At 71.7% G+C, this 12239-nt stretch carries 10 protein-coding genes; 8 read left to right on the top strand and 2 right to left on the bottom strand.

Annotated features, from left to right (window positions below; all coding sequences use genetic code 11):
* Positions 1-2: 2 nt before the first annotated feature.
* Positions 3-1016, top strand: a complete 1014-nt coding sequence (locus IG98_RS0118795; RefSeq protein ID WP_245651621.1) for a polysaccharide deacetylase family protein — start codon at positions 3-5, stop codon at positions 1014-1016.
* Between the two features lie 144 nt (positions 1017-1160).
* On the opposite strand, the gene IG98_RS0118790 is transcribed toward IG98_RS0118795, so the two are convergent.
* Positions 1161-2576, bottom strand: coding sequence for a phospholipid carrier-dependent glycosyltransferase (locus tag IG98_RS0118790; protein WP_063766240.1), 1416 nt, complete (start codon positions 2574-2576; stop codon positions 1161-1163).
* 153 nt (positions 2577-2729) lie between these two features.
* Between IG98_RS0118790 and IG98_RS0118785 the strand changes: the two genes are divergently transcribed.
* Positions 2730-3386 carry a response regulator transcription factor gene (locus IG98_RS0118785; protein WP_030913532.1) on the top strand — a complete coding sequence of 219 codons (657 nt, stop codon included), beginning with the start codon at positions 2730-2732 and terminating at the stop codon, positions 3384-3386.
* A 55-nt stretch (positions 3387-3441) separates the two neighbouring features.
* Complete coding sequence (locus tag IG98_RS0118780; protein ID WP_211264026.1) at positions 3442-4590, top strand: sensor histidine kinase; 1149 nt, start codon at positions 3442-3444, stop codon at positions 4588-4590.
* A gap of 241 nt (positions 4591-4831) precedes the next feature.
* Here the strand turns inward: IG98_RS0118780 and IG98_RS0118770 are convergent, their stop codons facing one another.
* Positions 4832-5452, bottom strand: a complete 621-nt coding sequence (locus tag IG98_RS0118770; protein WP_051752426.1) for a superoxide dismutase family protein — start codon at positions 5450-5452, stop codon at positions 4832-4834.
* A gap of 279 nt (positions 5453-5731) precedes the next feature.
* Here IG98_RS0118770 and IG98_RS47025 point away from each other — a divergent pair, with 279 nt between their 5' ends.
* The 5 genes from IG98_RS47025 (at position 5732) to IG98_RS0118745 (ending at position 12125) form a co-directional block, all read left to right on the top strand.
* Positions 5732-6949 carry a heparin lyase I family protein gene (locus tag IG98_RS47025; RefSeq protein WP_051752424.1) on the top strand — a complete coding sequence of 406 codons (1218 nt, stop codon included), beginning with the start codon at positions 5732-5734 and terminating at the stop codon, positions 6947-6949.
* A gap of 93 nt (positions 6950-7042) precedes the next feature.
* A complete protein-coding gene (locus IG98_RS47020) occupies positions 7043-8374 on the top strand; it encodes a discoidin domain-containing protein (RefSeq protein WP_084195475.1) in 1332 nt (443 codons plus the stop codon).
* 110 nt (positions 8375-8484) lie between these two features.
* The gene (locus tag IG98_RS0118755; RefSeq protein ID WP_169750142.1) at positions 8485-9840 is read left to right on the top strand and encodes a discoidin domain-containing protein; all 1356 of its coding nucleotides are present in this window, start codon (positions 8485-8487) and stop codon (positions 9838-9840) included.
* A 90-nt stretch (positions 9841-9930) separates the two neighbouring features.
* Positions 9931-11148 (top strand): MFS transporter, encoded by a 1218-nt coding sequence (locus IG98_RS0118750; protein WP_030913525.1) that lies wholly within the window; start codon positions 9931-9933, stop codon positions 11146-11148.
* Entirely contained in the window at positions 11145-12125 is a 981-nt protein-coding gene (locus IG98_RS0118745) for a TolB family protein (protein ID WP_030913523.1), read from the top strand. The genes IG98_RS0118750 and IG98_RS0118745 overlap by 4 nt, the downstream gene beginning before the upstream one ends.
* Positions 12126-12239 lie beyond the last annotated feature (114 nt).

Genomic DNA, 12239 nt, shown 5'->3' with positions numbered 1-12239 from the left:
CCATGACCTTGCGGGGGACGCGGCCGGGGCCGCTCGCCGTCCTCGCGTTGCTTTCGGGGGGAAGCATGCGGGTACGGATGCTGTCGATGGCCCTGCTGCTCGCGGCGGCTGGGTGCGCTTCTCCGATCACCACGACAGGCACGCCCCCTACCGCGACCATCGCGCCCACCGGGCAGGCCACGCCGATCGGGCCGAACGAACCGACCGCCCCCATCGTGCCCATCGTGCCCGCCGGGCCGACCGGCCCCCCGGGGCGTACCACCCCCGCCGCCCCCGCCGGTGCCCCCGTCGCCGGCACACCCTCGGCGACCGCCTCGGGGACGGCGGGTGCGAGGAAGGCCGAGGCCCGGCCGGACTGGCCGGTGGGAAACTTCCCCGCTCCGCGTCCGGCACGCAGGATCAACTGCGAGCGGGTCAGATGCGTGGCACTGACCTTCGACGACGGTCCGGGGACCTACACCGGTGCCCTGCTCGACATGCTCGCCAGGTACCGGGGCAGGGCGACCTTCTTCGTCGTCGGGCAGATGGTGCCCGGGGACGGCGAGCGGATCCTTCGCAGGATGGTGGCCGAGGGGCACGAGCTGGGCAACCACAGCTGGAGCCACCCGGAGCTGCCCGGACTGTCGGAGGCCGGTATCAGGGAGCAGCTGAACCGTACCCAGTGGATCGTCAAGCGCGCGACGGGGGTGACGATGGACCTCATGCGCCCGCCGTACGGGGCGACCGATGCCCGGGTCGCCGCGGAGAGCCGCCACCTGGGGCTCGCCCAGATCCTGTGGGATGTCGACACGCTCGACTGGCGCGACAGGGACTCCTCGATCGTCGCCCGTCGCGCGGCCGAGGCGACACCGGGCTCCATCGTGCTGATGCACGACATCCATCTCTCCACCGTCCAGGCCGTTCCGCGGCTGCTGCGCCACTTCGCCGCCAGGGGCTACCGGCTGGTGACGCTCTCCGAGCTGTACGGGAGGCGCCTGGTGTCGGGCAGGAAGTACCCCGTCGGCAGCGGTTTCTGAGATCTTCCGAGTCGGCCCCCGTACCGGGGGAGGTCCGGCGGAGCGTGAACCTCCCGCGCCCCTTTCCCGACTGTGCGGGTTAGGGAGGCAGGGTGACTGACGAACTGCTGGTGGTCCGGTGCCGGCTCGGCGAGCGTGAGGCGTTCACCGCCCTGCCGCGACGCGGGCACGAACTCGGTGGCTGAGACCCGCCGCGGCGAGGGCCGCGGCGAGGCAGGCCATCGGGATCGACGGCAGCACATAGCGGTGGTCGAAGTCCAGTGCGGCGATCGGGGCGACGAGCAGGAAGACGGCCGCCGCCCACGGCAGCAGGGCCGGCCGCCGCCGCCCGACGGCTCCGATCCCGCCCAGCAACAGGAGCGCGCCGAACAGCGGGCCGTGCAGGACCCCGGGGTAGGAGTAGGCGCCCAGCAGGCTCCCGTAGGGCTCGACCGACGACATCCCCCTGATGCCGCCGTCGTACTCCCGGCGTACCTGGTCGATCAGCGGGAAGGCGGGCAGCGGCCAGGAACCGACGGGGAACGTCAGGGCGGGGGAGACTCGCAGGGGATGGCGCACCGGGGTGGCCGCGAAGGTGAGCGAGGTGTCGCGGACGACCTCGCGGAGGTAGTCGAGCGGCTGCGCGGCGATGGCCCGCAGCGCGAAGGACCTGGCCAGGTCGTTGTGGGCGAACCGGCCTCCCGGCAACCTGTTGAGCGAGGCGCCGGCGGCCCAGACGTACTCGGACGCGGCGTCGACCACCGTGCCGTTCGGGCAGAGCACCGCCTCCCGGGCCGGTGGTCTGATCACCGAGCAGTCGGCGAACGTCATCGTGCGCGCCCACAGCGCCACCCCGTCGGAGCCGCTGAGCGCGAACCGCCCGTGATGCTGCTGGTACCAGCCCGCGTAGGCGGCGAGCGGCAGCGTCCCGGCGACGACCAGCGCGACCACCCGCTGCCGGCCGGCCCGCCGCAGGAGCAGGTGGAGCAGGACCAGGCCGAGCAGCGGCACCGCGACCGTGCGGGTGAGCCCGGCCAGCGCCAGCAGCAGGCCCGTGGCCGCGACCGCCCGCGCCGAAGGGCGCTCCCGCCACATGAGCACCGTCAGGGCGGCGGTGACGAGGAAGATGACCTGGGTGTCGGAGAGTACGGCGTGTTCCAGCCGCAGGAACGCGGGGTTGAACAGGATGGGCAGGGTGGCCAGGGCCGCCCCCCACCCGGGAAGCGAATGGCGGCGCAGCAGCAGATAGATCATCAGGGCCGTGCCCAGCCCCATCAGGTGCTGCAGGCCCGCGATGAGCTGGACGCTGTGGAAGGGCAGCAGCAGCCGGAGCAGGAGGGGGTATCCGGCCGGATGGAACGCGCCGGAGGGCTCCAGATGGACCGCGGTGTTGAGGTAGGTGAAGGAGTCGTACCAGTAGAGCTGGGCGGTGTCGTAGCCGAGCATGACGAGGACGCGGAGCCCCGCCGCCAGCGCGATCACGACGGTGAACGGCAGGTGACCGCCGAGGAGCCGGTCGCGCGGCCCGCTCCGGTCGGGCGCGGTGGGCATGGTCGTGACGCCGCCGGGTGAGGCGAGCATGGATGGTTCCCCCGTTCCGGGGCCGGGGGTTCCCGGCGCGGTGGGAGCAGTCCAGCGAGTGATCGATAACCTTGACGTCACCGAATCCGGTTATGCCCGCGTTATGCCGCCTGTGGCACGCTGGCGCGACTCGGAGCCAGGGGGAGGCGCGCTGTGCGGGTGTTGGTGGTCGAGGACGAGAGGATGCTCGCCGACTCGATCGCGGAGGGGCTGCGCGGGGAGGCGCTCGCGGTCGACGTCGCCTACGACGGGGAGGCGGCGCTGGAACGGCTGCGGATCCACGACTACGACGTGCTCGTCCTGGACCGGGACCTGCCGGGCCTGCACGGCGACGACGTGTGCCGGGCCGTGGTCGCCGAGGGCGGCCTGGTGCGGATCATCATGCTCACCGCGGCGGGTGACGTGCGCTGCCGGGTGGCGGGACTGGCCCTGGGGGCCGACGACTACCTGCCCAAGCCGTTCGCCTTCGAGGAGCTGACGGCCCGCGTCCACGCGCTGGGCCGCCGGGTGCGCCCCGCCGACCCGCCGCTGCTGGTGCGGGCCGGCATCAGCCTGGACCGGGCGCACCGGCAGGTGTTCCGCGACGGCCGCTACGTGCCGCTCGCCCGCAAGGAGTTCGGCGTGCTGGCCGAGCTGCTGCGCGCCGACGGGGCGGTGGTCTCCAGCGAGACGCTGCTGGAGAAGGTGTGGGACGAGCACACCGACCCGTTCACCAACACCGTGCGGACCACGATGATGAAGCTGCGCCGCAAGCTCGGCGATCCCCCGGTCATCGATACCGTCACGGGCGTCGGGTACCGCATTTCCTGATATTCCCCCCACGGCTGGAGCCGGGGGCCTCCACGCTGAAGGAGATGTGATGAGGATGAGTGTTCGCCTCAGATTGGCGCTGGCCTGCGGTGTGGTGTTTCTCCTCGCCGGACTCCTGCTGCTCGCCGTGGTCACCTTCGTCGTATGGCAGAACCTGGACCCCCGCGACGGGCTGCGGCATCCCGACTACATCCGGGTCTCCAACGTCGTCTTCTTACCCGAGGACCTCTCGTACAGGGTGGCGGAACAGCGGGTCGCGCAGGTCAGGCGCATCTACCAGGTCGACGCGTCCAAGAACGTGATCACTGTGGGAGGCATCGCCCTCCTCGTCGGCGCCTGGGGCGCGGCGGCGCTCGGCTGGCGGGCCGCCGGCTGGGCACTGCACCCCGTCAGGGGGGTGACCGTGAGTGCTCGACGCATCGCCCAGGGCCATGACCTCGCCGGGCGCATCGCCCACGAAGGGCCGGACGACGAGGTCAAGGAGCTCGCCGACATCGTCGACGTCATCCTGGCCCGGCTGGCCCGTTCCTTCGACGGCCAGAGGCGCTTCGTCGCCAACGCCTCCCACGAGCTGCGCACCCCGCTCACCATCAACCGCACCCTGGTGGACGTGGCGGTCAGACGGCCCGACGCGACAGAGGACGTCAAGCGGCTCGGCGAGTCCTTGCTGCTGGTCAACACCCGCCACGAGCGGCTGATCGACGGCCTGCTCGCCCTCGCCGAGGGCGAGCAGGCCGTTCTGGACCGCCGTCCCTTCGACCTGACGGACGTGGTCGAGCACGTGCTCGACCTGGCGGGCAAGGAGGCCGAGGAGCGTGAGGTGGCCATCCACCGGCTGCTGGACTCCGCACCGACCGCCGGTGAGCCGGTGCTGGTCGAGAGGCTCGTGCAGAACCTCGTGGAGAACGGGATCCGGCACAACCACAGCGGCGGCCAGGTGTGGGTGTCCACCCGGCAGCGCGCCGACCGGGTGGAACTGGTGGTGGCCAACACCGGGCTGCCCGTCCCGCCCTACGAGATCGAGACCATCTTCGAGCCGTTCCGGCGGCTGCACGGTGACCGGCTGCGCTCCGAGCGCGGCAGCGGTCTGGGACTGTCGATTGTCCGGGTCGTCGCCGAGGCGCACGGCGGTGTCGTGATCGCCGCCTCCAGGGAGGAGGGCGGCCTGACGATCACCGTCGAGTTGCCGTACGAGAGCCCCTGACGGATCCGGTACGGCTCCGTCCCCCCGGGCGGAGGCCGTACCGGGTGTGTTCTCAGGTGAGCAGTAGTAGAAGCACGGCGAAGGCCACCCACGCGAGCAGCAGGGCCAGGCGCATCCGGCCGGTCATGATCTGCATGGCGATGATCCCCCCTTCCATGGGGAAATCCTGCCCGGCCGCTCTTGGAGGGCGGTTGGAAGCCGCTGGACCCGCGACCGACGGCAACGCGGCGGGCAGCAGGTCCTAGTTCCTGGTGATCACGCCGCAGGCGACGCGCCCGCCGGAGTCCCCGGCCTTGAGGGTCTCCACGTCCGGGCCACCGCCGCCGGCCGGGTCGCCGGGATCGGCGGGACGGTAGCGGTCGGGGATGTTGGCGTGGTTGTCGGGCAGCGTGTGGATGACGATGGAACTGCCGTCGGAGTCGAAGAGCTGGCCCACCCGGAAGCGGTCGGTCACGACCGTGGTCTCACCGGTGCCGTCCTCGGCGACGAGGAGGTTGGGCAGGTCGCCGGAGTGCCCGCCGTGCGTGGCCGGGTGGATGGTGAAGTGCGCGCCCGCGCTGGAGAAGGGGCTGCCGGTGACCGGGTCGACCGCCTTGGGATCGCAGACGCCCCTGGTGTGGATGTGGAAGCCGTGATAGCCGGCCTTCAGGCCGCTGACGGTGACCGTGAGCCTGGACTTGTTGTACAGCCTGTGGTCGACGCTCAGAAAACCGACGTTCTTTCCGGCGGTGTCCTTGATGACGGCCTCGGCCGACGGCCAGGGCCGACGCGGTACGTCTGAGGTCGCCTGAGCGTTCGCGCCGGTGCCGGCCACCGGCGTGCCGAGTGCGATGGCCAGGACGAGACAGGTCCTGCGAAACATGAGAGATCCCCCGTACGGTTTCCGGGCTCCCCGCTGTGGAGGGGAGCGGCCCCAGCACAGGTTCATATCCCAGGAGGGACGGGCGCCCGCGTCACCACGCCGCGCTCCCGCGGTTTCGGCCTTACCGGAGCCCCTGACACCCGGTCGTCGAGCATTGAGCATCGCCTACTCATGACCGCCACGGAGCGCTCCGGAACGCTGTGCTCAACGGATACCGGCAAGCGCGCGGCCCGCGCCGGAGTGGCGAGGGCACGGGTTGCCACTGGGGAGCTGATGACAGTGATCTGGAAGAGAGCCGCGGCACTGACCGCGGCGGCGCTGGCGATGGCGCTCGGGGGCTCGACGCTGTCCGCGCAGTCGGCGAGCGCCGATCCCGCGGGCGTCTTCAAGACCCTGAACTGGGAGAACGCCGCCGACCGGACCATACCGGGAGCCCCGCCGCCCGGCTTCATCAAGCAGTGGTCGAGCAGTCACGGTGCCACCACCGTGACCAGCCCGGTGCGGGACGGCTCCTACGCGGCGCGCTTCCAGCTCGACAAGAGCGACCCTGTGATCTCCAATGGCAAGCGCGCCGAGATCAGCCAGGGCAACAGGCAGCCCGTCAACGCCGAGCGGTGGTACGGCTTCAGCATCAACCTGCCCACCAGCTGGGCCTACGACGCCTCGGCCGAGATCGTGAGCCAGTGGCACCAGTGCGACGAGAGCAACTGCCCGGGCGGCTCGCCGCCGCTGGCGCTGCTCACCGACGAGGGGCGTTGGAAGATCGACTTCCGGGGGAACATCATCGACCTCGGCCCCTACGCCACCGACAGGTGGACCGACTGGGTCTTCCACGTCAAGTGGCGCACCGACGACAAGGGAGTACTGGAGGTGTGGCGCGACGGGCAGGTGGCCCTGCCGCCGTATACCGGCGCCACGCACGCGGGAGGCCCGTACTCGCCGTACTTCAAGTTCGGCATCTACAAGTGGGACTGGAACAAGGCCCAGTCGCAGTCCACCACCACCCAGCGGGTCATGTTCTACGACGCGCTGCGGCTGGGCGACGAGCGGGCCGGCTATGAGGATGTGAAACCGGCCGGTGGCGGCACGGACTGCGGCACGGCCCCCCTCCCGATAGCGGCCGCGTCCGCGACCACCTTCGAGCCGATCAACCCACCGGCCCAGGCCATCGACGGCAACCTGTCCACCCGCTGGTCGGGGCAGGGCTTCGGCGCCTCGCTGTTCCTGGAACTGAGCTCGGTGCGCCGGCTGTGCGGCACCCGGGTCGCCTGGCATCTGGGCGACAAACGGTGGAACGACTACACCGTCTACACCTCGCTGGACAACATGACCTACACCAAGGTGTGGGAGGGCCGGAGCTCGGGCACGACGACCGGGCTTGAGCAGAGGCTGTTCACGAACGGTCCGCGTGACGCCAGGTACGTGAAGATCTCCTTCTGGCAGAACCCGCAGAACGACTGGGCGAGCATCACCGAAGCGGCCGTCCTCGGCTCCTGAGCGGTGTCCCACGCGATCCCACCGCCCCCGTATCGCCGTCGCGCGGCACGGGGGCTCCCCCGGTGAATTCCCCCCACGGAGAGGCGACTCCCGATGCGACGACCCCGCCCCCTTTCCCCGATGATCGCGCTGGCCGCGGCCGGCACCCTGCTCACCACCGGGTTCGCCACCGGTGCCCCCACTCCGGCCCCCACCCCGGACCCGGCCCTGGCGCCGTCGGTCGGCCCCGACCCTGTCGACGGTGTGACCATGATCTATCCGACCAAGGCCGGGGGGCAGGTCTGGCACCTGTCGAAGACCCCCGCCTCCGACCCCCGCCTCGACGGGGCGACCCTGGTGCCCAACTCGGACGGCACCTTCACCGTGTGGAACACCGCCACCCGGATCGGTGTCTCCACGACCAGCTACAACCAGGACGAGCACGAGGACGACCTCGTCTGGCGCCAGCCCGACCTGCGCTCGCGGGGCTTCATGCACGACCGCAACGACTGGCGGAACGTGGAGATAACCGGATATGTCCGCTACGTCAGCGGCACCGATGACGGAGACGCCTTCACCTGGTACGCCCGCGGCGCCCGGCACACCGGCAGCGGCCAGACTCCCGACGCGTGCTGGGGTACCGCCTACAAGGCGGACCTGCGCTACGCCGACGGGGCCGTCAAGGTCGAGAAGGAGATCTACCACCGCCAGGGCGACGGATACGCGAACGGCACCTACACCGGTGGCGGTGCCTCGATCAAAGGCAAGACGGTCGGCTTCAAGGTCGTCATGTACGACATCCCCGGCGGCGTGCGGGTGGAGGCGTACCTCGACCGGGCGGGGAACGACACCTGGACCCGCGTCACCTCCCGTGACGACACCGGTGGATGGTCCATCGACACGAACAACCCCTGCGGCGGCACCCGTACCGAGAAGGTGACCTGGGGCGGCCCGAAGGCGGCGTTCCGCTGGGACGACGCCACCAGGGTCGATGTGAGCAGGCTCAGCGTCCGGGAGATCGACCCCGTCGGCCAGGCGGAACCCTGCCCGGTGAGACTCACCCCCGCCGGTGCCACCGCCAGCACCTGGGAGGCGGCCAATCCACCTGAGAACGCGATCGACGGGAAGCCGGCGACGCGCTGGTCCGGTGAGGGGAAGGGGGCGAACCTGGTGCTCGATCTGGGCGCCTCACGGCCGGTGTGCGGGGTCGACGTCGCCTGGTACCAGGGCGACAAACGGTGGAACGACTACACCGTCTACACCTCGCCGGACAACGTGACCTACACCAAGGTGGCGGAAGGGCGCAGTTCGGGCACCACTCTCAACGCGGAACCGTACCGTTTCCCGCGGCACCAGGCCCGGTTCGTCCGCATCTCGTGGTGGAACAGCTCCGCGGGCAACGGCTGGGCCAGTATCGCCGAGGCCACCGCCGTCGGCGCGTCCTGACCCCTCGGGTTTGTGCTCTTCGATCCGTCACGTCCGCGCCTTCCGGACCTCGGCCGGTGTTCCGCGACCCGATGTCCGGGCGGCCTCCACTGCCGACAGGGAGATCACACATGTCACGAAGAAAACCCGTGCGGGCGGCGCTCTGCGCGCTCCTGCTGCTGTCGGCACTCGGCGCCGGAGGCACCGCGCAGGCCGACGAGCAAGCCCGAGGCCAAGCCGTCGCCGTCCCCTCCGACGTCGTCCCGGCCATTCCCGGGTGTACCACCGCCCAGCCGGTCTCCGGCGTGACGGCCAGCACCTGGGAGCCGGTGAACCCGCCGCGGCAGGCGGTCGACGGCGACACCTCCACCAGGTGGTCGGGGGAGGGGTTCGGCGCGAACCTGGTGCTCGACCTGGGTCAGGCGCGCACCATGTGCGGTCTGAAGATCGCCTGGCACCGAGGCGACCTGCGGTGGAACGACTTCGACATCTACACCTCGCCGGACGGCGCGGCCTACACCAAGGTCTGGGCCGGCCGCAGCTCCGGGAGCACCGCGGGCTTCGAGAGCTACCCGTACGCCGCGCCGGTCAGCGCCCGTTACGTACGGATCTCCTTCTGGCAGAGCCTGGAGGGCTCCTGGGCCAGCGTCAGTGAGACCGCCGCGCTCGGCCCCGACGGGGGCCAGGGCGGCGAGCAGGTGGTCGTGGCGGCGGGTGACCTGGTCACCACCTGCGAGGGCAGCGGATGCGCGCACACGCGCACCTCCGACAGGGTCCTCGCCATCGACCCCGCCGCCGTGCTGACCCTGGGCGACAACCAGTACGAGAACGGCACCTATGACGAGTTCACCCGCTACTACGCGCCGACCTGGGGCCGGCTCAAGGCGAGGACCAAGCCGACGCCCGGCAACCACGAGTACGGGCTCGGCGACGGAGCGGCGGGCTACTTCGGATACTTCGGCGCGGCGGCCAAACCCGAGGGGAAGAGCTGGTACAGCTTCGACCTGGGCAACTGGCACATCGTTTCGCTCAACTCCGAGACGAGCCGGACCGCGGGCAGCGAGCAGGTCACCTGGCTCCAGAACGACCTCGCCCGCAACACCAAACCCTGCGTGCTGGCCTACTGGCACCGCCCGCTCTTCAGCTCCGGCTCCTCGCATGGCGACTTCCCCAACATGAGGCCGTTCTGGGACGTCCTGTACGGCGTCCGCGCGGACCTGGTGCTCAGCGGTCACGACCACGACTACGAGCGGTTCGCGAAACAGAAGCCGACCGCCGAGCCCTCCTCGTCGGGGATCCGGCAGTTCATCGTCGGCACCGGGGGCGCGTCGACGAGCCCCTTCGGCACGATCCGGGCCAACAGCGAGAAGCGCCTGCTGGCGAACGGGGTGCTCAAGCTCACCCTGGCCGCCGGCGGCTACTCGTGGCAGTTCGTGCGGTACGACGGCGCGGTCCTCGACAGCGGGGGCCCGGTCTCCTGCAACTGACCGGGTCTTCGCCTCATGTCCCCACTCGTCGGTACCCGCGGGTGACCGGCCCGGTCACCGCTCCACCGCTCGCAGAGGAGGCGGTTCCACGTGTACCTGTCAACCGTCAGGTCCGCGCCGGTGGCGCGGGAGGGCGGCCCGGTCCGTCGCCTGCTGTCGGGCAACGTGCTCGCACTGGGCCTGGTCAGCCTGGTGACGGATGTCTCCGCCGAGATGGTGACCGCCGTGTTGCCCGCCTATCTCGTGCTGGGGCTGCACCTCGGCATGGTCCAGTACGGCGTGCTCGACGGACTCCACGCCGGCATGACCGCGGTGTTCAGGCTCGCCGGCGGTTACGCGGCCGACAGGTGGCGTCTACGCAAGGCGGTCGCCGGTTTCGGGTACGGCCTGTCGGCCCTGGCCAGGCTCGGCCTGCTCGCGGCGGGGCCGTCCGTGGCGGGGATCGGCGGCGCGCTGGCGGCCGACCGGATCGGCAAGGGGCTGCGCACCCCGCCGCGCGACGCGCTGATCACCCTGTCTGCTCCGGAACCCATGCTGGGGCGGGCCTTCGGGCTCCACCGCACGATGGACGCGGTGGGAGCCTTTCTCGGGCCGCTGGCCGCGCTCGGGGTGCTGGCCCTGGCGGGCTCCGGCCAGGCGTTCTCGGCGGTGTTCGTGGCGAGCTTCTGCGCCGCGACCCTCGGCGTGCTGCTGCTGACGCTGTTCGTCCGGGACCGGCGCGAGCCGGCTCCGCTCGCTGAGCGGCGGGCCCGGACCTCACCGCAGGAGCCGCTCCGGGCCCCGGGGATGCGGCGGGTCTGGTCGGCCGCCGTGCTCCTCGGCCTGGTCACGATCGGTGACGGGTTCGTCTATCTGATCCTGCAGCGCCGCGAGGATCTGTCGATCATGTGGTTCCCCCTGCTGGCGGTGGGGACGAACCTGGCCTACCTGCTGCTGGCGACGCCGATGGGCTGGCTCGCAGACCGGGTGGGCCGCGGCACGACGGTGATGGCCGGATGCGGGGCCCTGCTCGGCGTGTACGTGCTCCTCGCGACGGGAGGCGGGTCCGTCCCGCTGGTCCTGCTGCTCTACGGAACCTTCTACGCCACGACGGACGGGGTACTGATGGCGTGCGCCGGGCCTGTCGTGCCCGAACGGTGGCGGACCAGCGGGATGGCGGTCGTGCAGACCGGGCAGGCGCTGGCCTACCTGGTCTCCTCGGCGGCCTTCGGCGCGGTGTGGCAGATGTGGGGACCGGCCCCGGCCTGCTGGGCCGCCGCGGGGGCCGTCGCGCTCGCGCTTCCGCTGTGCGGGCGGTGGCTGCGATGAGGGCCCGCGTCGCCGTCGCGATCCTGGCCACCGTCGTCCTGGCGGCGGTGGCGGTCGGGGTCGCGCTGCTGTCCGGCGCCGCGCGGCCGGACGTGCCCACGACACCGTTCGCCGCCCCGCCCGTCACCGGCCTGCCGGCCGGGCCCGGCGTGCTGGCGCGCAGCACCGCCGAGGGGCCGGAGTACGGCAGGCTCGTCGTCGCGGGCCGGGGCCGGCGCGACGTCCTGGCCCTGGCCTGCGTCCGCGTGTACGCGGCGGGCGGCACCGGTGTCTGCCTGCGCGAGGAGGCGGACGCGCCGGGCTCCTACGAGACCGTGCTGTTCGACACGCGCCTGCGGAAGACCTGGTCCAGCCCGTTCGCCGGGGTGCCCAGCCGCGCCAGGGTGTCGGCGAGCGGGCGGATGGTGTCGTGGACCGTGTTCGTCCAGGGCGACTCCTACAGCGACGCCGGTGCGTTCTCCACCCGCTCGGGAATCCTCGACACCCGTACCGGGGACGTGGCCGGCACCCTGGAGACCTTCGCCGTCACCCGTGACGGCCGTCCGTACGAGGCCGCCGACGTGAACTTCTGGGGCGTCACGTTCGCCGCGGACGACAACCGCTTCTACGCCACCATGTCGACCGGCGGCCGGACGTACCTCGTTGAGGGCGACTTCGCGGCGCGGCGCGTGCGGACCCTCCGCCAGAACGTGGAGTGTCCCTCGCTGTCGCCGGACGGCACCCGGCTGGCCTTCAAGAAACCTCAGCCAGGCGGGACGTGGCGGCCTGCCGTCCTGGACCTGGCGACCATGTCCGAGACCCCGCTGGCCGAGACGCGCGCCGTCGACGACCAGCCCGCCTGGCTCGACGACCGCACGGTGATGTACGGCGTGAAGAGGGGCGCGCGGCACTCCGACGTCTGGGCCGTTCCCGCGGACGGCGGGGGCCGCGCGCGCCTGCTGGTCCCCGACGCGGAGTCCCCCGCCCCGCTGGGCTGACCCGCCCGGTCCCGCCACGGGGGCCGCCCGGGGCCGGCCCCCGCCACAGAGGCCGCGGCCGGGTTCCGTCACGGCACCCGCCCCGGCCTCCTCTGTCAGGGGCCGCTGCTGCCG

Origin of the sequence: Streptosporangium amethystogenes (genome assembly GCF_000721075.1) — a bacterium.
Classification (GTDB): Bacteria; Actinomycetota; Actinomycetes; order Streptosporangiales; family Streptosporangiaceae; genus Streptosporangium; species Streptosporangium amethystogenes.
The sequence above is the reverse complement of the archived record's forward strand: the minus strand, read 5'-3'. Positions and strand labels throughout refer to the sequence as shown.